Annotated in this window: 22 protein-coding genes and 2 other annotated features; of the genes, 3 read left to right on the top strand and 19 right to left on the bottom strand. The window is 29.2% G+C overall.

Annotated features, from left to right (window positions below; all coding sequences use genetic code 11):
* Positions 1-2: 2 nt before the first annotated feature.
* The 6 genes from ACN6I1_RS00175 to purR all read right to left on the bottom strand — a co-directional run bounded on the left by ACN6I1_RS00175 (position 3) and on the right by purR (position 5864).
* Positions 3-578 carry a prepilin peptidase gene (locus ACN6I1_RS00175; protein ID WP_278548988.1) on the bottom strand — a complete coding sequence of 192 codons (576 nt, stop codon included), beginning with the start codon at positions 576-578 and terminating at the stop codon, positions 3-5.
* Between the two features lie 74 nt (positions 579-652).
* Positions 653-1714 (bottom strand): type IV pilus twitching motility protein PilT, encoded by a 1062-nt coding sequence (locus ACN6I1_RS00170; protein ID WP_220795930.1) that lies wholly within the window; start codon positions 1712-1714, stop codon positions 653-655.
* Between the two features lie 185 nt (positions 1715-1899).
* Positions 1900-2850, bottom strand: a complete 951-nt coding sequence (locus ACN6I1_RS00165) for a ribose-phosphate diphosphokinase (RefSeq protein WP_053832921.1) — start codon at positions 2848-2850, stop codon at positions 1900-1902.
* 94 nt (positions 2851-2944) lie between these two features.
* Complete coding sequence (gene glmU, locus ACN6I1_RS00160) at positions 2945-4312, bottom strand: bifunctional UDP-N-acetylglucosamine diphosphorylase/glucosamine-1-phosphate N-acetyltransferase GlmU (protein ID WP_220795929.1); 1368 nt, start codon at positions 4310-4312, stop codon at positions 2945-2947.
* Between the two features lie 209 nt (positions 4313-4521).
* Positions 4522-4800, bottom strand: coding sequence for a septation regulator SpoVG (gene spoVG / locus ACN6I1_RS00155; protein WP_021430398.1), 279 nt, complete (start codon positions 4798-4800; stop codon positions 4522-4524).
* A 176-nt stretch (positions 4801-4976) separates the two neighbouring features.
* Positions 4977-5864, bottom strand: a complete 888-nt coding sequence (gene purR / locus ACN6I1_RS00150; protein WP_035118368.1) for a pur operon repressor — start codon at positions 5862-5864, stop codon at positions 4977-4979.
* A 224-nt stretch (positions 5865-6088) separates the two neighbouring features.
* Between purR and murC the strand changes: the two genes are divergently transcribed.
* The gene (gene murC, locus ACN6I1_RS00145; protein ID WP_021430411.1) at positions 6089-7441 is read left to right on the top strand and encodes a UDP-N-acetylmuramate--L-alanine ligase; all 1353 of its coding nucleotides are present in this window, start codon (positions 6089-6091) and stop codon (positions 7439-7441) included.
* Positions 7442-7467: 26 nt separating this feature from the next.
* On the opposite strand, the gene ACN6I1_RS00140 is transcribed toward murC, so the two are convergent.
* From ACN6I1_RS00140 to ACN6I1_RS00080, 13 genes are all read right to left on the bottom strand, one after another.
* Positions 7468-8262, bottom strand: coding sequence for a hypothetical protein (locus tag ACN6I1_RS00140; protein WP_021430418.1), 795 nt, complete (start codon positions 8260-8262; stop codon positions 7468-7470).
* Between the two features lie 108 nt (positions 8263-8370).
* Positions 8371-9267: a cation diffusion facilitator family transporter gene (locus ACN6I1_RS00135; RefSeq protein WP_021430367.1), complete on the bottom strand. Its 897-nt coding sequence runs from the start codon at positions 9265-9267 to the stop codon at positions 8371-8373.
* 184 nt (positions 9268-9451) lie between these two features.
* The gene (locus tag ACN6I1_RS00130; protein WP_021430353.1) at positions 9452-10567 is read right to left on the bottom strand and encodes a M20/M25/M40 family metallo-hydrolase; all 1116 of its coding nucleotides are present in this window, start codon (positions 10565-10567) and stop codon (positions 9452-9454) included.
* Positions 10568-10660: 93 nt separating this feature from the next.
* Positions 10661-11785 (bottom strand): hypothetical protein, encoded by a 1125-nt coding sequence (locus ACN6I1_RS00125; protein ID WP_419742346.1) that lies wholly within the window; start codon positions 11783-11785, stop codon positions 10661-10663.
* Positions 11786-11855: 70 nt separating this feature from the next.
* A complete protein-coding gene (gene rsmA, locus ACN6I1_RS00120; protein WP_021430387.1) occupies positions 11856-12725 on the bottom strand; it encodes a 16S rRNA (adenine(1518)-N(6)/adenine(1519)-N(6))-dimethyltransferase RsmA in 870 nt (289 codons plus the stop codon).
* A gap of 27 nt (positions 12726-12752) precedes the next feature.
* The gene (rnmV, locus tag ACN6I1_RS00115) at positions 12753-13283 is read right to left on the bottom strand and encodes a ribonuclease M5 (RefSeq protein ID WP_021430389.1); all 531 of its coding nucleotides are present in this window, start codon (positions 13281-13283) and stop codon (positions 12753-12755) included.
* Between the two features lie 144 nt (positions 13284-13427).
* Entirely contained in the window at positions 13428-14198 is a 771-nt protein-coding gene (locus tag ACN6I1_RS00110) for a TatD family hydrolase (protein ID WP_025162039.1), read from the bottom strand.
* A gap of 12 nt (positions 14199-14210) precedes the next feature.
* Positions 14211-16145: a methionine--tRNA ligase gene (gene metG, locus ACN6I1_RS00105; RefSeq protein WP_021430355.1), complete on the bottom strand. Its 1935-nt coding sequence runs from the start codon at positions 16143-16145 to the stop codon at positions 14211-14213.
* Positions 16146-16200: 55 nt separating this feature from the next.
* Positions 16201-16440: a binding site (T-box leader), on the bottom strand.
* 250 nt (positions 16441-16690) lie between these two features.
* Entirely contained in the window at positions 16691-17413 is a 723-nt protein-coding gene (locus tag ACN6I1_RS00100) for an amino acid ABC transporter ATP-binding protein (protein ID WP_220795924.1), read from the bottom strand.
* Positions 17414-17428: 15 nt separating this feature from the next.
* Positions 17429-18148 (bottom strand): amino acid ABC transporter permease, encoded by a 720-nt coding sequence (locus ACN6I1_RS00095; RefSeq protein ID WP_419742345.1) that lies wholly within the window; start codon positions 18146-18148, stop codon positions 17429-17431.
* A 17-nt stretch (positions 18149-18165) separates the two neighbouring features.
* Entirely contained in the window at positions 18166-18975 is an 810-nt protein-coding gene (locus tag ACN6I1_RS00090; RefSeq protein WP_021430380.1) for a transporter substrate-binding domain-containing protein, read from the bottom strand.
* Between the two features lie 219 nt (positions 18976-19194).
* Positions 19195-19404: a binding site (T-box leader), on the bottom strand.
* A gap of 171 nt (positions 19405-19575) precedes the next feature.
* Positions 19576-20100 carry a spore maturation protein gene (locus ACN6I1_RS00085; RefSeq protein ID WP_419742344.1) on the bottom strand — a complete coding sequence of 175 codons (525 nt, stop codon included), beginning with the start codon at positions 20098-20100 and terminating at the stop codon, positions 19576-19578.
* Positions 20100-20678 carry a nucleoside recognition domain-containing protein gene (locus ACN6I1_RS00080; RefSeq protein WP_021430415.1) on the bottom strand — a complete coding sequence of 193 codons (579 nt, stop codon included), beginning with the start codon at positions 20676-20678 and terminating at the stop codon, positions 20100-20102. Before ACN6I1_RS00080 ends, ACN6I1_RS00085 begins: the two co-directional genes overlap by 1 nt.
* Before the next feature lie 129 nt (positions 20679-20807).
* Here ACN6I1_RS00080 and ACN6I1_RS00075 point away from each other — a divergent pair, with 129 nt between their 5' ends.
* Together ACN6I1_RS00075 and ACN6I1_RS00070 are read left to right on the top strand one after the other, a co-directional pair.
* Positions 20808-22238 (top strand): nicotinate phosphoribosyltransferase, encoded by a 1431-nt coding sequence (locus ACN6I1_RS00075; protein ID WP_021430370.1) that lies wholly within the window; start codon positions 20808-20810, stop codon positions 22236-22238.
* A 30-nt stretch (positions 22239-22268) separates the two neighbouring features.
* The gene (locus ACN6I1_RS00070) at positions 22269-22697 is read left to right on the top strand and encodes an Lrp/AsnC family transcriptional regulator (RefSeq protein ID WP_021430395.1); all 429 of its coding nucleotides are present in this window, start codon (positions 22269-22271) and stop codon (positions 22695-22697) included.
* The last annotated feature ends 29 nt before the right edge of the window (positions 22698-22726 follow it).

Genomic DNA, 22726 nt, shown 5'->3' with positions numbered 1-22726 from the left:
TTTTATATTAGTAACATACTGTTTTGTTCTAAAAATATCACAGCCAATGTACCTAAAGAAATCCATGGCGCAAGAGGAACATACGATCCTACACGCTTCTTTTTCGTAATCAACATATACATACCATATATACCCCCAATTATAAAAGATATAGGTATTATATATATGCACTTTTTTATTCCTATACAAAAACAGCACAAAGCATAGACTCCTATATCTCCTGAGCCTACACCTTTCGTTATTTTTACCACTATATACGGAATCATAAATCCAAATATCAATCCCATCAAATGATCTATTATTATTCCTCTTGTTATCAATATAATAAATCCTTGAACTATTATACCACTAATCGTAGTTATATCGTATATATACATTGTATAATAGTCCACTATAGATATCACTATTAAAAACCCTATTAGTATTGAGTACATTATAAATTCTTTACTTAATCCTAGTTTCACGTATAACATATAGATAATTATAGGTATTATAACATATAAAAAGATTTTTATTTTATTATCTTTTAAATCAATTTTAAATACCTCATCTAAAAAAAATATTATTATTTGTACCATTAATAAACTCATTAATATTATTTTCATCATAATTTAAGTACTAATAGCAGGATATTTTAATTATTAACATCTTGCTAAAATTCTAATCCAATTAATCGTTTCGTATATTCTAAATCTATACATCTATTTATTACACTTTCTTTTGAAATTTTCCTTCTTTTAAATAAATTTACTAAATCTTGATCCATAAGTTGCATTCCATTTTTAGATCCAGTTTGTATAATATTTGAAATCTGATGAGTTTTTGAATCTCTTATTAAGTTTTTTATAGCGGATGTAGATACCATTACCTCAGTAGCCGCCACCATACCTTCGTTGTTTATATTAGGTATAAGTTGTTGTGAAATTATACCCTCACATACACTCGATAGTTGCATCCTAATTTGATTCTGTTGATTAGCTTGAAACATATCTATAATTCTATCTATTGTTTGAGCTGCTCCAATGGTATGTAATGTTGAAAAAACTAAATGTCCAGTTTCTGCTGCTGTTAAAGCTGTAGCTAATGTTTCTTCATCTCTAATCTCTCCTATAAGAATAACATCTGGATCTTGCCTAAGAACTGATTTTAATCCAGATTTAAAATTTTTTGTATCTTTACCTATTTCCCTTTGAGATATAATACTATTTTTTCTATTGTAAATGTACTCTATTGGATCTTCTAGTGTTATTATGTGTTTTTGAAAATTTTTATTAATAGAGTCTAATATACTTGCTAATGTTGTGCTTTTTCCACTTCCCGTTGGACCTGTAACTAAAACCAACCCATTTTCTTTCTTTACAAATTCTTTTACAACATTAGGTAGTCCTAATGTTTCAAGATCAGGGATTTTGGAATTTATTATTCTTGCAGCAATTGCATAACTATCTTGTTGTTTATATATATTCACTCTAAATCTATATAAGTTCTTTATTGATATAGAAAAATCATATTCTCCTAATTCTTTAACCTCATTAAGTTTTTGAGTCTCTATTAATTCATTAGCCATTTTTTCAGTGTCTGACTTGCTTAATAATTCATTTGAAATTTTTATAAACTTTCCATTCACTCTAGCTATCGGTTCATATTTAGAATTTATATGTACATCTGAAGCTCCTAAATCACTAGCGTTTATTAAAATATCAAATATATCCATAATCTACCTCCTACGATTTATTTGCATCTCTTTTAAGATTATTTCTATATTGAGTTCAGATATACAAATATTTTCCTAGGAAATATATAAAAATTAGATTGAACTTTAAAATGTTATATTAAGATTGAAACAAAAAAAGAGTTCATTTATAAATAAATGAACTCTTTTTTTAATTTGCATGAATATTAAAATAATTGACTTACTGATTCATTAGCAAATATTTTCTTTATTGCATCTCCAAATAAAGGAGCTACACTTTTTATTTCTATCTTATCAATTTTCTTTTCTTCAGGAAGTTGTATAGTATCAAGTACTATTAACTCACTTATAGCTGAATTCTCTATTCTCTCTATAGCTGGACCTGATAAAACTCCATGTGTACAACATGCATATACATCTTTTGCTCCAAATTCTTTAAGAGCATTAGCTGCATTTACTATTGTACCTGCTGTGTCTATCATATCATCTAATAATATAACGTTCTTACCTTTAACCTCACCTATTATGTTCATAACTTCACATACATTAGCTTTTGGTCTTCTCTTATCTATTATTGCTATTGGAACATCTCCGTTTAGAGTATTAGCAAACTTTCTAGATCTTGTAACACTTCCTAAGTCTGGTGAAACTACTACTAAATCTTCTATTTCTTTTGTATTGAAATAGTCTGCTAAAATTGCTCCACCTTGTAAGTGATCTAATGGTATATCAAAATATCCTTGTATTTGTGCCGCATGTAAATCCATAGTTAAAACTCTATCTGCTCCTGCTGCAGTTATTAAGTTTGCAACTAATTTAGCTGTAATTGGATCTCTAGCCTTAGCCTTTCTGTCTTGTCTTGCGTATCCATAGTATGGTATAACAGCAGTTACTCTACCTGCAGATGCTCTTCTTAATGCATCTATCATTATTAATAGCTCCATTAAGTTATCATTTACTGGGCTATTAGTTGATTGTATTACGAAAACATCACAACCTCTTACTGTTTCACTTATATTTACAGATATTTCTCCATCGCTAAATGTCCCAACTTCGCATTTTGCCATTGGTACACCTATGTAATCAGCTACTTTTTGAGCTAACTCTTTCGACGCATTTCCTGCAAGTATTTTAATTTCGCTTCCGCTAGTATTCATAATTACCTCCCGAAAATTTTGTTAAAGAAAATATTATATTTAAACGCAGGTATAGACTAGGCTATATCTGCGTTATAGCCTTGTTTATATGAATTTATTTCTTAAGGTTCTTCTTTTCTACCCAACCTTCTTTTATAACTTGTCTTTCTCTAGCTATTGCCAATGCTCCTTGTGGAACATCATCCGTTATAGTAGATCCTGTAGCTATATATCCATTTTCTTCTACTACAACTGGAGCTACTAAGTTAGAGTTTGATCCTATAAAAGCTCCATCTTTTACAACTGACTTAAATTTATTTTTACCGTCATAGTTTACAAATACTGTTCCGCAACCTATATTAACATTTTTTCCTACATGTGCATCTCCTATGTAAGCTAGGTGAGATGCCTTCGAATTATCTTCTATTGTAGCATTTTTAACTTCTACGAAATCTCCTATTTTTACATTATTACCTATATTACTCTTAGGTCTTAAGTATGCATAAGGTCCAACTGTAGTATTATTACCAACTTTACTATCTATTATCGTAGAATTTTCTACTTCTGTTCCATCACCTATTGTTGAATTTGATATAGAAGTATTCATTCCAATTTTACAATTACTTCCTATTTTTGTATTTCCTTTTAACATAGCTCCTGGATATACAATTGTATCATTTCCAATTTCTACATCTGATTCTATATATGTGCTATTTATATCTATTATAGTTACACCATTCACCATGTGCATAGTGTTTATTCTTCTTCTCATTATTTCTTCAGCTTTAGATAATTCAACTCTTGAGTTTACACCCATAAGTTCTTCTATTGTAGCTCCATTAAATGCTCCTACTTTAAGATTATTATTTCTCATTATTTCTACTGTATCAGTTAAATAATATTCTCCTTGAGCATTATTATTGTCTATTTTAGAAAGAGCATCTTTTAAGCTTTTTCCGTTAAAACAATAAATTCCTGAATTTATCTCATTTACTAACTTTTCTTCTTCGTTAGCATCTTTTTGTTCAACTATTTTTAATAAGTCTTGTTTTTCATCTCTTATTATTCTTCCATAACCTGTTGGATTTTCTACTTTAGTAGTTAATACAGTAGCATGATATCCATTATCTAAGTGATATTTGAATAGATTTTCTAATGTATCTGAATTTACTAAAGGAGTATCTCCACATAAAACAACTATAGTATCATTTTCTGATATGTGCTCATTTGCCATCATAACAGCATGACCTGTTCCTAATTGTTCAGTTTGCATAGCTATTTTAGTATCAGTAGGCAATACATCTTGAACTACCTCACTTCCATGACCTAAAATCGCAACAATTTCGTTAACCCCTGACTTTTTAGATACATTGACAACGTGGTTTACCATCTCTTTCCCACATACCTTGTGAACTACTTTTGGCAAACTTGATTTCATTCTTGTTCCTTTTCCTGCCGCAAGGATTATTGCCTTAAAATTCATAAACCCACTCCATTTCAATCTTTTTTAATTTTAAATAAATCTATATATGATGTGTAAATATTTTATTTTGTATACAATTTCCTAATTCTATTAACTAATATACCATTTTTGAAGTAAAAAGTACATATTATTCAAATAAAAAAGAGCCTAAAATTCGGCTCTTTAAGAAATATATTCGAAAATATATCTTATTTTAGTTCTTCTTTTTACTATTCAGCAGCTACTTCTAATTGAGAAATTGCTTCTTGATATGCTTTTAAAACTTCTTCTTCTAACATTTGTCTCATTTCAGCATTTATAGGGTGAGCTATATCTCTGAAGTTTCCTTCACCTATTTTTCTACTTGGCATAGCTATAAATAATCCATTGTGCCCCTCTATAACCTTTATATCATGTACCACAAATAAATTATCGAAAGTTAATGAAACTATACACTTCATTTTCCCCTCATCAGTTAATTTTCTTACTCTAACGTCAGTGATTTTCATTTTACTAATATCCCCCTTTTAGTTTTGACAAATTTAATTTGAACATTAAAAAATCTTTTTTTATTTATAATATATTAATTCTATCAAATTGCTAAATTTCCTCTATTATTTCAGAAAAAATTTTTTATTTTTTTACCTTTTTTTTATTTGATAGAAATTTACCCTTAAAATTTATATTATTCTTCTAATTTATCAATTTCACTTTGTTCTTCTACAGTTTCTCCCACTTCAGCTGTAGACCAATATTCTTCCCTAAAAGTTTGTAAATTAGGTTTAACGCTTACAACTTCATTATTAACTACATCTATTTCTATTAAAGATATATAATCTTCGACCATTTTTTGCGTTGGATTAGTAGTAGATATGAATACTCCCCTTCCTATAACTTCCGCTCCAAACTCATTCATAAGTTGCATCATACCTTTTATAGTTCCTCCGCCCCTCATAAAGTCATCTATTAATATAACTTTGCTTCCTGGCTTAACAGCTTTTCTCGGTAAACTCATGCTTTCTACTTTAGAAGAACTATTTCCACTTACATATGTCATGCTAAGTGTCGGACCTTCTGATACTTTAGTGTCTTTTCTTATTATCACTAAAGGTAAATTCATAGCTTTTGCTGTCATAAGAGCCATAGGTATTCCTTTTGTCTCCATAGTAACAACGTAGTCAGCTTGTGAATAATCTATATTTGATGCAAATATTTTACCAATCTTAGACGCTATTCTAGGATCGTATATTAAATCTATAAGATATAAAAATCCTCCTGAAAGAATTCTAGATGGATCTTTTATTTCTTCACATAGGTTTAATAAAAATTCTTCATTTTCTGATTTTGATGTTTTTGGAATATATTTAACTCCACCAGCGGCTCCTGATATAGTTATTACTTGTCCTAATTCTAGCTTTTCAAAAACATTTTTAACAACTATTAAATCTTCACTTATAGTTGATTTAGCCGAATTAAATTTTGATGTGAAATAGCTTAAAGTAAATATTTTATTAGGATTATCTGATAGTATTTTAACTATCGCTCCTATACGCTCCGTTCTTTTAAACTTCATATATAATACCTCCTGTACCTGAAACCTATGTATTTAAACTTGTTAATGCATATTTTTTTCCAATATGTTATAATATTTGTTATGTTTTATTTGAAATTTAATATATTAATGTATAGAAATATTTTATAATTTTAGTTTGCTTAAAATATTGAACATTATACTATTATATCACAAACATAGTTCTTATTGTAGAACTTTTAATTTATTAGAAAGGTGGTTTCAATATGAACATATTCTTTATAGGTGTTGGCGGTATAAGCATGAGTGCTCTAGCTAAAATATGCCTAAATAAAGGTTATAATGTTTTCGGTTCAGATTCTACAGAGTCATATCTATTAGATGATTTACGTTCTCAAGGAGCAACAATATATGTTGGTCATAAAAAAGAGCATATAACTGATAATATAGATATGGTAGTATATACTGCTGCTGTTAAATCTGACAATGAGGAATTAATCGCTGCTAAAGAAAAAAATAAATTAACAATAAATAGAGCTGCATTTTTAGGTCAAATAATGAGGGAGTATCAAAATGCTATAGCAATCTCTGGTACTCACGGGAAAACATCGACAACTTCGATGCTATCTGCAATTTTTGAATACGCGGATCTTGACCCTACGATATTAGTTGGAGGAAACCTTAGTATTATAGGTGGAAATGTTAAAATAGGTAAATCTGAGAACTTCATAACTGAAGCTTGTGAGTATGTTGACAGTTTCCTAAACTTCAATCCTAAAATTTCAGTAGTACTTAATATAGAAGAAGATCATTTAGATTACTTCTCTGGAATCGATGAGATAAAAGCATCTTTCAATAAGTTTGGTAAATTATTACCTTATGATGGATACTTTATAATCAATGGAGATGACGAAAATACTAAAGATATACTTCATGAAATAAAAGCTACTGTTATAAAATACGGTCAAGATGAAGGAAATAATGCTTTAATAAAAGATGTTAGATTTGATGAAAACGGATACGGAATATTCAACATTAACTATAATGGAAACAATTTAGGAGAGTTCAAACTTTCTGTTCCTGGTGTCCACAATATATATAATGCTACTGGTGCTATAATAGCAGCTTTAGTTTCTGGTGTAGAATTAGAGACTATAAGAAAAAACATTGCATTATATGGAGGAGTTGGAAGAAGATTTGAAGTTAAAGGTAAATATAAAAATGCTTTAGTTGTAGATGACTACGCTCATCATCCAACAGAATTAAAGGCAACTTTATCTGCTGCTAAGAAAATTAAAAAGAATAAGTTATGGTGTATATTCCAACCTCATACTTATACAAGAACTAAATCTTTATTAAACGAGTTTTCAGATGCATTCTATGCTGCTGATAAAGTTATAATAACAGATATATACGCTGCTCGTGAAAAAGATCCTGGTGATATACATTCTAAAGATTTAGTAGATAAGTTATATCAAAATAATGTTGATGTACTATACCTAAGTGAATTTGAAGATATTGCTAATTATCTTGCTGAAAATGTAGTTGAAGATGATTTAGTTATAACTGCAGGCGCTGGTACAGTTTATAAAATCGGCGAAATGCTTCTTAATAAATAAAAAACTAGGGCTAAGCCCTAGTTTTTTTATTTACTTCCAATCTTAAATATATCATTTTTTAAATATTCATATAATCCATCATGAACTTCATAATATGCAGTTGCTTTATCTGATGTTATTTTAACATAATCGTTACCCATTGTTTCTAGTGTAGTAGAATAACCATCACCATGAATTTTAATAGTAAAGTTATATTCACTTCTTTCTTTACTCTTTTCTGGTTGAATTTTTCCAACTAGTCTCTTTACAGATATTTTATAAGCTAAATCATCATATTTCCATTTCCATGGTTTTTTTACTTCATCTTTGTATATTATCTCTACACTATCCCAAGTTTTATATTTTTTTACAGAATCTATAGATGTATATATACTTTCTTGAAGCAACTTATCAAATGCTTGTTTCTCTGATACTGGTATTTTATAAAACTCTTCTTTATTTACTGTGTAAATTCTAAAATAATCTAAATCTGTAGAAAATCTAATTCCATTATCCATGTAAGCTTCATATTTACTTTCGTAATTACTAGGCTTTCTAACTTCTTTAAACTTTGTAGAGAAAAACTTTATTTGGTCCCAGTAATCTTTTTCTATCCTTACATCTTTTAATTTATCATCTGAAATATATACAGTGTCAGTCTCTTTCATTTGAGAAATTAAAGTTTTATTATCGGATTCTGTACTTTTATCTTGAACTTTAACAGGTTCACTACTTTCTTGTTGTTTTGAGAAATAAATATATGTACCCGCATATACAACGAAAAAAACAATCATCCCTATAAGTATGATTACGCGCTTTTTTATTTTTCTTTTCTTTGCCATAAAAGCTCCCCCCTATATAATTACGATTTTATTATACTATAAAATTCACAAACTAAAAAGCACTACAATTTAATCATAGTGCTTTTTTATTATTTTTTAAAATTTTGATTATTTTTTGCATGAATTTCCTGGGCAATTTATACATGGTTCTACATGGACTGTTATCCCTTTGACAAACTGCATGTCTTTTATTATCCTTTTTTCTAATTTAGTGGCAATTTCATGCCCTTCATATACAGTTAAGTCTTTATTTACACATATAGTTAAATCTACATATGCAGTTGCACCATGTTTTCTTGTTCTAATTTCACCTAAGTTAATTACGCCCTGTGTTCCTTCTGCTATACTTATAATTTGTTTTTCTTCTTCTGTATCAATAGAATAATCCATAAGTTCATTTGCTGAATCTTTTAATATATCAAATCCAACCTTTGCAACAAATAACGCAACTACTATAGAAGCAATAGGATCTAATGCTTTAAAACCTAACATAGCTCCTCCTATACCTATAAATGCTGCTATAGATGAAAGAGCATCTGATCTATGATGCCATGCATCTGCTTTTAATGATGGTGAATTTATTTTTTGAGCTATTTTTATTGTTATTCTGTATTGATACTCTTTTATAGCTACAGATATAACTGATACTACTAATGGCAACGCTGTTGGTATTTGAACACTATTTAAATTAAATAATGATTTTAATGCATCAAATCCTATTTTTAATGATACCACTATTAATAATATAGAAAGTAAAAAAGATACTAATGTCTCGGCTTTTTCATGTCCATAATTATGATTTTCATCATTTGGAGCATTAGCTATTTTATTCCCTATTAAAACTCCTACCGAACTAATAATATCAGATGCTGAATGTAATCCATCTGCTATCATAGCATTAGATTTACCTACTATACCTGCAAATATTTTTATAAAAGTTAAAATAACATTCCATACTATAGATTTTATTGTTACCTTATTTGCTTCATCATACCTTGTTTCCACTTAATTTCCCTCCTTTTAATACTATCTTTTATTTTACTATCCATTTTTATTCACATTTAAACTTATATTAAATATTAAGTGCAATAAATTATGGTTATAATTCAATATTAATTATCATTTATCTTTAAAATGAAAAATCACCCAACAAATGTTGGGCGATCTTTATATTATATCATATATTTGATTAAGCTTCTTTAATTATTTCTAATACTGCTCTTGAAGAATTTATTATATCTTCTATAGCTATATATTCTTCTAATGTATGAGCATTTTTCATACCTATTCCTAAGTTTACAGCTTTTACGCCATTTCCATTTAATACGTTAGTGTCACTTCCTCCACCTGTTGCTGCTGTATAAGCTTCTATTCCTAAGTTAGAGAATGCTTTTTTAGCAAGTTCTACTATTTCTTCATTATCATCCATTTTGAATGGTGCATAACATCTAGTTACTTTAGCTGTTACTTCTGCTCCCATAGCTTCTCCTGCTTTTTTAAATTCTTCTACCATATGATTAGTTTGAGCTTCTAATTTAGCTACTTCTAAACTTCTAGCTTCTGCAACTATCTCAAGTTCTGGCATAACTATGTTAGTAGCTATTCCTCCATTAACTATACCTATATTTGCAGTAGTTTCCTCATCTATTCTTAATAACTTCATATTTTCTATAGCCTTAGAAGCTACCATTATAGCACTTACTCCATTTTCTGGTTGTAATCCTGCATGTGCTGGCTTACCTTTTATAGTTATTTCTATTTTATCTTGAGCTGGAGCTTTTGTTATTATTTCTCCTGGAGATCCACCGCTATCTAAAACAAATGCAAAATCTGGGCTTACTTTAGAATAATCTAAGTATTGAGCTCCAAACAATCCACCTTCTTCCCATATAGAGAATACTACTTCTATATCAGCGTGGTCTATATTGTTTTCTTGTATAACTCTTAAAGCTTCTAATATAGCTGCTATACCAGCTTTATCGTCAGAACCTAAAACTGTAGTTCCGTCACTTTTTATTATTCCAGTAGCTTCATCTATTATAGGTTTTATTCCTTCTCCTGGGCTAACTGTATCCATGTGAGAACTGAATAAAATAGTTTTACCTTCTCTGTTTCCTTTTAATTTAGCTATTACATTTCCTGTTTCTCCACCAACTTTTGTTCCAGCTTCATCTATACAAACTTCGCATCCTATAGCTTCTAATTTTTCTACTAAAGCCTTTGCAACTTTACCTTCTTTAGCTGAAGGACTATCTATTTTTACTAATTCAATGAATTCGTCTATTAATCTTTTTTTGTTTATCATCTTAAATTTCCTCCTTGGTATATGTGATATATACATTGTAATTTATATTGGTAGTTTTTTCAAGAGAAAACGATATTTTTAAACTAGTGCCAATTATTTTACAATTTTTCTAGTTCTAGAATCTACAAGACATATCCAGTATCCTAGTTTATCACTTCTATCATCGCAAGGTTTATACATATCAAATCCCGTATGGCCTTGGTCAGGCTGTTCATTTTTATTGCCCGGAATTGCATATATATAATTTTTACGTTTATTATATTCATCATATTGAACACCAAATAAATAGTGTCTATATCTATAAGCCTGTAAAACTATATCACTATACATAGTATAATTTAGAGTATTTACATATCCTAAATAAGGCATTGTATAACCACACATAGTCATTGGTGTTATTTCTATTTTCCACCATCTAGTATTGTCAAAACTTTCATTTACAAATGGTTTTACCTCTTTAAACATCTTTAATCCTTTTTTTATTTGTCTAGGCATTAATAGATTTCTTATTTTAGTTGTTTCAACTTCTTCATATTCTATATTTTCATTTACCTGTTTTATATCCTCAACTTGTTTACTATATTTATTTTGTTTTTGTTTTTGACTTTGGTTTTGATTTCTATGATTATTATTATTATTAGGAGTATACTCTTGTTTAGGCTCTACATACTCTTCTACATCTTTTTGCTCATCTTCATATTCATCATCTTCTACTTCTATATACTCTAAATATTCGTATTCATATTCGCTATCTTCGTCTTCTACATCAATATACTCAACTTCTTCATATTCATATTCATCATCTTCTATTTCTTCATATTCTCCGTATTCTTCATTTTCAGCAAATATAAGTTCTTCATAGTTTTCTAATTTACTTCCTTTAAAGCCTATTAAAGGAATACTTTTTTCATATGTTAAAGCTATAGATTTAATATTTGAAGTATTTTCATCTAAACTTAAAGCAAATTCCCCTTTTCCTTGCTCACTTAAAACTATATTTCCTAAATCTACAGTGTTATAATCTTCTAATATCGCAACTACTTTATATCCTTCTCTAACATATTTTAAGTTTTCTACATAAAGAGCAACTAGTGATTTGTCTTCTGTCACTTCAACTTTTGCAAAAGCTTTAGGTAAAACTCTGTCTTTATATCTGAAATTCATATCCTTGGCTTCTAAAATTATATAATCTCTTTTATATTTCTTTTTAGTACTCAAAGTTATCCCCCCTATAAAAAATATAAATCCCTCTAAACATTATATGTTTGGACATGCAAAAAAGTACCTTCTATTTAGAAGGTACTTTTTTATTTACACAGTTTGCAAGATTTGCAAATTCTTCGATAGATAGAGTTTCACCTCTTCTTTTCTCATCTATATTTGCTTCTTGTAAAACTTCTCTTATTTCATCTTTATCTAAAAACCCTAAAGTTCCTAGTGCATTTAGTAATGTTTTTCTTCTTTGCCCAAATGCTGCTTTTACAGTTTTGAAGAATACTTCTTCACTGTCTACTTTGTACTTTTTCTCTTCTCTTACATGAAGACCTATTACTGTCGAATCAACATTTGGTTGAGGTATAAACATATGTCTAGGTGCTTTTGCTACAATTTCTGTATCACAATAATATTGAACTGCTATAGATAATGCTCCATAATCTTTAGTTCCAGGACCTGCATTCATTCTATCTGCAACTTCTTTTTGAACCATAACTACTATATCTGTTACAGGTATGTCTTCTTCTAAAAACTTCATTACTATTGGAGTTGTAATATAATATGGAAGATTTGCAACAAGCTTAACTGGTCCTCCACTTAATTTTTCATTTACTAATCCTTGTACATCTACTTTTAATATATCTTGGTTTACAACCTCTATATTTTCAAATTCATCTAAAGTATCTTTAAGTATAGGAATTAAAGTTTTATCTATTTCTATAGCAACTACTTTATCTGCAACTTTTCCCATTTCACGAGTAAGAGTTCCTATTCCCGGTCCTACCTCTATTATTTTGTCGCCTTCAGAAAGTCTGGCTCCATCTAATATTTTATCTATTACATTATCATCTATTAAAAAGTTTTGCCCTAATGACTTAGAAAACTTAAACCCATGTTTATCTACTACTTCTTTGGTTTTTCTATGTGACGAAAGTCTATCCATATTTTTCTCCTTTTACCTATCTAGTTTTTATAGAGTCTCTAAAGATTTTTCAAATTCTTCTCTACTAACTCCATAATTATTTAGTCTATTTAAAAATTGTTTTGCATTTCCGTATCCTATACCAAGTATCATTCCTAGCTTATCTCTTCTATGCGATGCATCATCACTTCCTATAAGCCCATTTCTTATTAAGTCTACTTGTCCGAATTCATCTCTTTTATCTGTACTTTCAGTTCTTACCTTCTCAAGAGCTCTTCTTATACTTTCTGGAGTTGCATTTTCAATACCTATGTCTCCATTTTTTTTAGCTTCTTCTCTTGGTAAAAATGCATGTTTACATCCTGGAACTTCTGCAGCTATCTTCTTTCTTATTTTTTCACCAGCAAAATCTGGATCAGTAAATATTATTACTCCTCTTCTTTCTTGTGCAGCTTTTATTCTTTCCATAACTCCTTTAGGAAATCCAAATCCACCTGTAGTTATTAATTCTGCATCTAATGCTCTTTTTACAGCAGTTACATCGTCTCTTCCTTCTACTACTATTATTTCCTTTATCATCTAATCACCTTTTCGCTCATTTTACTTAATATCTTTATATTTTAAGCGTTATGCTAAATTTTATCAAGGCTACAAATCAGATTGTCCCTTAATTTAAATATTTTTATACAAAATAAAGGGATGTCTTAGACACCCCCTTTATCTTTATTTTATATTGAAAAATCTTTTAGCATTTTCTTTTGTAACTTCACAAACCTGCTCATATGAAATTCCTTTTTCTTGAGCTATTTTATCAGCTACAAATTGAACTAAAGAAGGATCATTTCTTTTTCCTCTATGTGGTTCTGGAGCCATATATGGAGAATCAGTCTCTATAAGTAAATACTCAAGAGGTATTTCTCTAACAACTTCTCTAGTTTTTTTGTTATTTTTAAATGTTACAGTTCCTGGTATAGATATTAAACATCCCATTTTAATATATTCTTTAGCAAGTTCTACATTCCCGCTATAACAATGAAGAACACATCCTATTTCAGGACTTTTTGTGTTTTTTATTATTTCAAATGTATCTCCATGTGCATCTCTATCATGAATTATTATAGGCAATTTAAGTTCATTAGCTAGTTCTATTTGTCTTTTAAACCATTCCTTTTGAGTTTCTCTTGGAGAGTTATCATAATAGTAATCTAAACCAATCTCACCTATAGCTTTTACCTTTTCATTTTGAGTAGCAAGTTTTCTTAATGTTTCTATATCATCTTCGTTCATTTCACCTACATCATGAGGATGAACTCCAACTGCAGCATATATAAAATCATATTTATTAGCTAATTCTACACTGCTTTTAGATGTTTCTATACAAGCGCCTGGATTTAAAACTAAATCTACACCTTTATTTTTAAGTGAGTTTATTAATTCTTCTCTATCTTCATCAAATCTTTCATCATTTAAATGTGCATGTGAGTCAAATAACATTTTGTCATCTCCTTATCTAACTTCGCAACCGTCTTTAGCTCCTTCTGTGAATGGTACGACTAAGTCATCTCCATTATCTCCTGCAGCTAATATCATTCCTTGTGATTCTACCCCTCTTAATTTAACAGGTTTTAAATTACATACTACTGTAACTTCTTTTCCTATTAAATCTTCTGGCTTATACCACTTAGCTATTCCTGAAACTATTTGTCTTGTTTCTGGACCTACTTTTACTTGTGATACTAAAAGTCTATCTGCTTTTGGATGTTTTTCACAGCTTATAATTTTACCTATTCTAAGCTCAATTTTATCTAAATCATCTATAGATATTTCTGGTTTATGTTCTAATGGTGCTTCTACTTCTTCTTTTTTCTCTGAAAATAATTCTTGTAGTTCTTCTACTTCTTTTTCTATATCTAATCTTGGGAATAATGCATTTCCTTTTTCAACCTTTGTATTTTCTTTTATTAATCCAAAAGTTTTAGTACTTTCCCAAGTAGTTAAACTCTCATCATTTATTCCTAATTGTCCATATATCTTTTTAGCAGTATCGTTCATCATTGGATTTATAAGAGTTGCTACTATTCTTATAGATTCACATAAATTATATAACACTGCATCTAATTCATCTTTTTTAGCTTCATCTTTAGCTAAAGCCCATGGCATAGTTTCGTCTATATATTTATTAGTTCTTCTTATTAATTTCCAAGCTGATTCTAAAGCTTCATTAAATTGAAGTTTATTCATTTCTATTTCAAAGTTTTCAACTGAATTTTTAGCTGTTTCTTTTAAACTATCATCAAACTCAGTACTTACTTTTGGCATTGGTATTATTCCTTCGTTATACTTCTCAACCATAGAAACAGTTCTACTTACTAGGTTTCCTAAATCATTTGCTAAATCTGAATTAAGTCTAGTTACAAAGTTTTTGTGAGTATAGTTACCATCTTGACCAAATGCAAATTCTCTTAATAAGAAGTATTTAAGAGCATCTACTCCATATCTTTCTATCATTTGTTCTGGGTATACTATATTTCCTTTAGATTTACTCATTTTGTCGTTATCAAATAATATCCACCCATGACCATATACTTGTGTAGGCATCTCTTCACCTAAAGCCATTAATATAGCTGGCCATATTATAGTATGGAATCTCATTATTTCTTTTCCTACTATATGAACATTAGCTGGCCAATACTTCTTGTATTCAGAATCATCTTCACTCATATATCCTAAAGCTGTTATATAGTTACATAACGCATCTACCCAAACATATATAACGTGTTTTTCATCAAAAGGAACTTTAATTCCCCAATCAAAAGTAGTTCTAGTTACACATAAGTCTTCTAAACCTTTATCTAAGAAGTTTGCAACCATTTCATTTTTTCTAGATACAGGGAAACAGAAGTTCGGATCTGCAAATAACTCTCTTAATCTATCTTCATATTTAGATAGTTTAAAGAAATATGCCTCCTCTTTCGCTATATAAGTATCTCTTCCACAGTCAGGACACTTATTTCCTTCTAATAATTGAGATTCTGTCCAGAAACTTTCACAAGGAGTACAGTATCTTCCTTCATAAGATCCTTTATATATATCACCTTGCTCATATAACTTAGTGAATATTTTTTGTATTATAACTTCATGTCTTTCTTGAGTTGTTCTTATGAAGTCATCATAAGATATATCCATAGTTTTCCATAGTTTTTGTATGTCTGCTATCATTCCATCAAGGTACTCTATTTCTGTCATTCCCTTTTCTTTAGCAGTTTTTTGTATTTTTTCACCGTGCTCATCTGTCCCTGTTAAGAATTTTACATCGTATCCACAGAAACGTTTAAATCTTGCTATTGCATCTGCTGCAACAGTTGTGTAAGTATGTCCTATATGTAAATTACCACTTGGGTAATATATAGGAGTTGTAACGTAAAAAGTTGGTTTTGTCATATATATTTTCCTCCTCATTTTCTATATAAATAAAAAACTCGCCTCCTATGATATACATAGGGGCGAGGTTATATTCGCGGTACCACCCTAACTTTATCTAATAAAAAATATTATATTAGATATCTCAAAAGACGATAACGAGTCCATCCGTTTTATCTTAAAAATAGATATTAATCTACTATTCGGATAAAATAGCTCCAAGACCATATTCAATAACTCTTTTAACACTAGCTTTCACCTTATCTAGCTCTCTGTAGGAAAAATAATTATTTACTCATCTCTTCATAGCTTAATTAGTTATTATATTTAACATAAAGTATATGTTATATTCATTGTTTTTGTTAATATTATTTTAATTCTTAGGTAATTATATTTAATCGCGAACTTTAGATTAATGTAATTACCAACTCATAAACTTGAGCAACGGACCTGTTTATTAAGGTCGTTGGCGACATGAGCGAAGCGAATTTTTGTATAACTTATTAAGCTTAATTTTATTAAATTTACTACATTATGTCAATGTAATTTTCCTATATTGCTATGTTTTATATAACTTTATCAAAGAATTGTTTAGCTCTTATATTTTTTGTATTTTCAAATACATCTTTAGGTGTACCCTCTTCTAGGATATACCCTCCATCCATAAATACAACTTTACTTGCAACTTCTTTAGCAAATCCTATTTCATGAGTTACAACAGCCATAGTCATTCCCTCATCTGCAAGTTCTTTCATAACATCTAGAACCTCTTTAACCATCTCTGGGTCAAGCGCAGACGTAGGTTCGTCAAATAGTAAAACTTCCGGTTTCATAGCTAACGCTCTAGCAATTGCTATTCTCTGTTTTTGCCCTCCTGATAATTGAGATGGATATGCATCTTTTTTATCTAATAATCCAACTCTGTCTAACAAGTTCAAAGCATCTTTAATAGCTTCATCTTTATTTATTTTTTTTAATTTAATAGGTGATATGATTATATTTTCTAGTACAGTCATATTGGGAAATAAATTAAAATTTTGAAACACCATCCCTATATTTTCTCTTATCTTATTAACATCACATTTTTTATCTAGTATATTTTGATTATTAAAAATAATTTCTCCGTTATTTGGTTTTTCTAATAAGTTTAAACATCTTAACAACGTACTTTTTCCAGATCCACTTGGCCCTAAAATAGCTACTATTTCTCCTTTTTTTATATCTAAATTTATATCTTTTAATACTTCTAATTTACCAAATTTTTTCTTTATATTCTTTACTTGGATCATAATTTAACCTCCTTATTAAGCATTAGTAGTTTTGAAAATTTTAAAAGCAGATTTTGATTCTCTTACACTTTTATTTTCAAGTTTTAATTCAAATAATCCAACTAATTTAGATAGTGTAAATGTAAGTACGAAATAAATCATAGCTGCTACTAATAACGGCTCAAATGCTAAATAAGTGTTTCCTTTGACTATATCTGCACTATACATTAAATCTTGTATTCCTATTACAGAAACTATTGAAGATTCTTTCACCAAAACAATAAATTCATTTGCTAAAGCTGGAAGTACATTTTTCAATGCTTGAGGAATAATTACTAATCTCATACTAGTCGAGTAATCAAATCCTAATGATCTACTAGCTTCCATTTGTCCTTTATCTACTGATTGTATTCCTGATCTAAGAATTTCTGCTATATATGCACTTGAGTTAATAGAAAGTGCAACTATCGCTGATATATACTCAGATGGTATAGGACCTACATCTGGAAATTTTATTCCTATTGTAGGGAATCCAAAGTAAATTATATATATTTGCACAAGTAAAGGAGTTCCTCTTAAAAATTCTATATATATTGAACCTAAAATACTAAAAATTTTATTTCTTGAAGTTCTTGCCATACAGACTATTACTCCAACTAAAAATCCTAAAATTAGTGTGCATATCGATATTCCAATTGTAATTTTCGTTCCATCTATAAAAAACTGTGAATAATCACTTAAAAAACTAAAATCCATTGTAATTTACCTCCTATTTATTGCGCTAATTGAGTAGCTTTTTGAACAAACTCTTCTATTTTGTTTTTAGATTTTAATTCATCTAATGTTTTATTTACTTGATCTACTAAAGTTTTATCTTGAGATTTATCTATAGCTATAGCTGATCCTTCACCTTGATTTTGACCTAAATTTACATTTGATTCTACAAGATCAGGATATTGTTTTAAGTATCCACTTATAGCTTCTTTACTTACTACAGCTGCATCAACATTATTGTTTTCTAACTCTAAAATTACATCTGATATTTTCCCTAAAGATTTTATATTCTTAGTTTTTATAACATCCTTAGCTATAGTTTCTTGTAAACTAGCTTTTTGTACAGCTATATTTGCACTTTTTAAATCTTCAATATTTTTATATTTATCTTTATTAGAGTCTTTTACTAAAATAGTATGTTCTCCGTTGTAGTATACATTAGAAAAATTAACAGCTTTTTTTCTTTCCTCTGTTGGACTCATCCCTGCAATTACCATATCTGCGTTTCCTGATTTAATTGCCCCTAATAAACCATCAAACTTCATATCTTTAATTTCTAACTTTACACCTAAATCTTTTGCTATTTCTTCTGCTATCATCATTTCAAATCCTACTATGCTATCTTTTCCATCCACTTTTTTATGGAACTCATACGGAGGGTAATCTGCACTTGTAGCTACCGTTAGTACTCCTTTATCTTTGATTGATTGCAATTGACTCTTATCCTCTTTTGATGATGAACATCCTACTACACCTAAAGTTAAAACTCCTATTAATCCTGTAAACACTACTTTTTTTAATATTTTCATTATAATACCTCCTAATTAATAATTATTAGTAATTGATAATACATAGTTACTTTTGTTATAATTTTTTCCTTAATTGTCCACTTAAGCATAAAAAAAGCCCCTTAGCAAAATGCTAAGAGACGAAATTATCCGTGGTACCACTCTCATTGATAAGTTAATCAAATATATGCTAATACAAATATAATTCATTATATTAAAAAAGTCTCTTGGTTATAAAAACCAAGAGACGAATTATATCCGCGTTACCACTCTAATTGATAAGTAAACTTATCCACTCTATCCTTTAAGGCAGGCTCACCGATTACCATACTATTATTTCAGGCAACCTTCTCCAAAGCTCTCTTCACAATAAACTTCATTACTAGGCTCACACCAACCCTAGCTCGCTGAAACTCAATTTAGTGTTACTCTCTTTTTCATAGAATTTAATTTTGAAATTTTATTATAAACTAATTATAGTGCCTTATTATGTAATTGTAAATAAAAATTTTTAAAATTTAACAAAAAACTTTTTTGTATAAATTCTGCAAAATGTTTTCAGCCTATCGAACAATATTGGACATGCTATGTATAAGATATTAAATTTTAAGATTCAATATTTTAAGCAAATAATATGTAACATATAAACACAGCCGCTAATACACCTGCAACATGACTCATCATTGCACACGCTAAAGTATGTCTAGTATTTTTTATTTTTAAGCTTCCAAAATATATAGCCATTGTATAAAATATGGTTTCCGATGCTCCAACTATAGTTGCTCCCATTTGCTCAACTAAATTTCCCATTCCTACCCTACTTACAAGTTCATTATACATTCCTAAAGCTCCACTTCCCGATAAAGGTTTCACTATTATAAGACCTATCAGCTCTTTTGGAATATTAAATAATTCTGCTATAGGCTTAAATATAAACTCTAACATATCAATCCCTTTTCCACTTTTAAATATTCCTATTGCTAAAAATATTCCTATTATGTATGGCAATATACTCCATGTAGCCTTCAGTCCATCTATAGCACCTTTAACAAAACTATCATATATATCTACGCCTTTTATCTTTCCATGAATTACAATTCCTAAAATAATAATCGGTATTATAGAATTTGAAAATAAATCAATCATTACTTATACCTCCTTCTTTGAAGGAATTTACAACTTGTTATTGCAACTATTGTAGATATAATTGTCGCAAATAAAGTTGAAATAATTATTTCTCCTGGATTTGTTGATCCTCCATCTAACCTTAATTTAATCATGGTAAATGGAATAATTTGTATAGATGAAATATTTATTACTAAAAACATAATCATATCATTTGTGGCTGTGTCTTTTCTTTTATTTAAAGTTTGTAATTCATTCATAGCTTTTAGTCCAAATGCTGTTGCTCCATTCCCTGCGCCTAACATATTTAAAACCATATTCATAACTATATATGACATAGCTTTGTGACCTTTTGGAATAGATGGAAATAATTTTTTTAAAATAGGATATAATATATCCCCTATTTTATTTATTAATCCAGAATCTTTAGCTATATTCATAATCCCCATCCAAAGGGCCATTATTCCGGCTAAACTTACTGCAAATTCAATTCCTTTAGATGATTCATTCAATATAACCTCATTTAATTGTGCTAAATTGTTTGTACATATGCTTCCTACTATCCCAATTGAAATCATCCAAAACCATATTTTTCCCATACAAATCTACCCCCTCTTATGAATTTTATGATAGTAAGTTCCCATATTATACTTGAAACTTATCCTATATTATGTTTTAGTATACTTATGTAATTTTTTTATATTTTTAGGGTAATAAGGAGATATATAATGAAAAATTTAACACTTCTTACTGACTTATATCAGCTTACTATGATTAATGGATATTTTGAGAATGGTGTTCATGATGATATAGTCGTATTTGATATGTTTTTTAGGAAAAACGCTTGCAAGGGTGGGTATACGATTGTTTGTGGTATAGATCAACTAGTTGAGTACATAAATAACCTTAATTTTTCCAACAGTGACTTGGAATATCTTAGGGGCTTAAACTTATTCTCAGATGAATTTTTAGATTTCTTAAAAGATTTTAAATTTACAGGAGATATTTATTCTGTTCCTGAAGGAACTGTAATGTTCCCAAATGAACCGATAATAAGGATTAAAGCACCACTTTATCAAGCTCAACTTATTGAAACTGCATTGCTTACAATAGTAAACTTCCAGTCACTAATAGCTAGTAAAGCTTCAAGAGTTTGCTTTGCAGCTCAAGGTGATTCCGTATTAGAATTTGGGTTAAGACGTGCTCAAGGTCCAGATGCAGGAATATATGGTGCAAGAGCAGCTATAATCGGGGGATGTAGTGCTACTGCAAATGTACTCGCAGGGAAAATGTTTGATATCCCTATTGTTGGAACTCATGCTCATAGCTGGGTTCAAAAATTCGATTCTGAATTAGAGGCATTTGAAGCTTATGCAAAAATTTATCCAGATAAGTGCCTTCTATTAGTAGATACTTATGATGTTTTAAATAGTGGAGTTCCTAATGCAATTAAAGTCTTTAAAGATTTAAAGACTAAAGGCTATAAACCAGTTGGAATCAGACTAGACTCTGGTGATTTAGATTATTTATCTAAAGCATGTAAAAAAGTATTAGATTCAGAAGGTTTCACGGATATACAAATAACAGCATCTAATGATTTAGATGAATATGCTATATCAAGTTTAAAATCATCTGGTTCTCCAATTAACTCTTGGGGAGTCGGAACAAAGCTAATAACTTCAGCTGATTCTCCATCATTAGGCGGAGTTTATAAACTGGTAGCATCTTTTAAAAATAACCAAATTGAACCAAAAATAAAAATTTCTGAAGATCCAGAGAAAATTACTAACCCTGGATACAAAAAAGTTGTTAGAATATATAATAATCAAGGAAAAGCTGAAGCAGATTTAATAATGCTTGAAGATGAGGTTCTAGATACTACAAAACCATTGACTGTATTCCATCCAGTATATACATGGAAGAAAAAAACATTTAAAAATTATACAATCAGAGAGCTTTTACAGCCTTTATTTGTTAATGGAAATTGTGTATATGAAAAAAGATCAGTGTCTGAAATAAAAAAATATGCTCAAAATGAACTAAATACTTTATGGAGAGAATATAGACGACTAGTCTATCCTCAAACATACAAAGTTGACTTATCTGAAAATCTTTGGAATCTAAAAAATTCTATGCTAGACACTAAAAAAAATATTTAACTAATATCGAAAGTCGAAAGGAGTTTTAATATGGATGCAACAGATTTTAAAATTATAGAACTACTACAAGAAGATGGTAGAATTTCCATGAAGGATTTAGGGAAAATAGTAGGTTTGACATCACCTGCAGTTTCAGAAAGAGTTAAAAGATTAGAGGAATCTGGAGTTATTAAAGGCTATAAAGCTATCGTAAATCCAGATAAATTAGGAAGAGTAATTAAGTCTTTTATAAATATATCTTTACCTAGTGAAAACTATCAATCTTTTATAGACTACGTTAAACGTGATAACCGTATTGTTGAATGTCATCATATAACTGGAGATGATTGCCTTTTACTAAAAGTTATAGTTCCAGATATGTATGCACTTGAACAAGTAATTGATAAAATTAAACAAGTCGGAAGAACTAAAACATCAGTTATTCTTTCAACTATAATCGAAGGTAAATCTATATTATAAATAAAAATAGAGGATGATTTTTTTCATCC

This window comes from Paraclostridium dentum, assembly GCF_048568265.1.
GTDB classification, from domain to species: Bacteria; Bacillota; Clostridia; order Peptostreptococcales; family Peptostreptococcaceae; genus Paraclostridium; species Paraclostridium dentum.
This window is presented reverse-complemented; position numbering and strand designations above follow the sequence as displayed.

What these genes read in the sequence shown, in the direction of transcription:
- rsmA (WP_021430387.1), bottom strand. Translation starts at nt 12,725, where the DNA reads ATGGATAGACTTTCGTCACATAGAAAAACCAAAGAAGTAGTAGATAAA.
- purR (WP_035118368.1), bottom strand. Translation starts at nt 5,864, where the DNA reads ATGAAGTTTAAAAGAACGGAGCGTATAGGAGCGATAGTTAAAATACTA.
- ACN6I1_RS00080 (WP_021430415.1), bottom strand. Translation starts at nt 20,678, where the DNA reads ATGGGAAAAATATGGTTTTGGATGATTTCAATTGGGATAGTAGGAAGC.
- metG (WP_021430355.1), bottom strand. Translation starts at nt 16,145, where the DNA reads ATGACAAAACCAACTTTTTACGTTACAACTCCTATATATTACCCAAGT.
- ACN6I1_RS00070 (WP_021430395.1), top strand. Translation starts at nt 22,269, where the DNA reads ATGGATGCAACAGATTTTAAAATTATAGAACTACTACAAGAAGATGGT.
- spoVG (WP_021430398.1), bottom strand. Translation starts at nt 4,800, where the DNA reads ATGAAAATCACTGACGTTAGAGTAAGAAAATTAACTGATGAGGGGAAA.
- ACN6I1_RS00085 (WP_419742344.1), bottom strand. Translation starts at nt 20,100, where the DNA reads ATGATTGATTTATTTTCAAATTCTATAATACCGATTATTATTTTAGGA.
- ACN6I1_RS00100 (WP_220795924.1), bottom strand. Translation starts at nt 17,413, where the DNA reads ATGATCCAAGTAAAGAATATAAAGAAAAAATTTGGTAAATTAGAAGTA.
- ACN6I1_RS00110 (WP_025162039.1), bottom strand. Translation starts at nt 14,198, where the DNA reads ATGTTATTTGACTCACATGCACATTTAAATGATGAAAGATTTGATGAA.
- ACN6I1_RS00170 (WP_220795930.1), bottom strand. Translation starts at nt 1,714, where the DNA reads ATGGATATATTTGATATTTTAATAAACGCTAGTGATTTAGGAGCTTCA.
- rnmV (WP_021430389.1), bottom strand. Translation starts at nt 13,283, where the DNA reads ATGATAAAGGAAATAATAGTAGTAGAAGGAAGAGACGATGTAACTGCT.
- ACN6I1_RS00165 (WP_053832921.1), bottom strand. Translation starts at nt 2,850, where the DNA reads ATGAATACTAGCGGAAGCGAAATTAAAATACTTGCAGGAAATGCGTCG.
- ACN6I1_RS00090 (WP_021430380.1), bottom strand. Translation starts at nt 18,975, where the DNA reads ATGAAAATATTAAAAAAAGTAGTGTTTACAGGATTAATAGGAGTTTTA.
- ACN6I1_RS00175 (WP_278548988.1), bottom strand. Translation starts at nt 578, where the DNA reads ATGGTACAAATAATAATATTTTTTTTAGATGAGGTATTTAAAATTGAT.
- glmU (WP_220795929.1), bottom strand. Translation starts at nt 4,312, where the DNA reads ATGAATTTTAAGGCAATAATCCTTGCGGCAGGAAAAGGAACAAGAATG.
- ACN6I1_RS00140 (WP_021430418.1), bottom strand. Translation starts at nt 8,262, where the DNA reads ATGGCAAAGAAAAGAAAAATAAAAAAGCGCGTAATCATACTTATAGGG.
- murC (WP_021430411.1), top strand. Translation starts at nt 6,089, where the DNA reads ATGAACATATTCTTTATAGGTGTTGGCGGTATAAGCATGAGTGCTCTA.
- ACN6I1_RS00095 (WP_419742345.1), bottom strand. Translation starts at nt 18,148, where the DNA reads ATGGATTTTAGTTTTTTAAGTGATTATTCACAGTTTTTTATAGATGGA.
- ACN6I1_RS00130 (WP_021430353.1), bottom strand. Translation starts at nt 10,567, where the DNA reads ATGATAAACAAAAAAAGATTAATAGACGAATTCATTGAATTAGTAAAA.
- ACN6I1_RS00075 (WP_021430370.1), top strand. Translation starts at nt 20,808, where the DNA reads ATGAAAAATTTAACACTTCTTACTGACTTATATCAGCTTACTATGATT.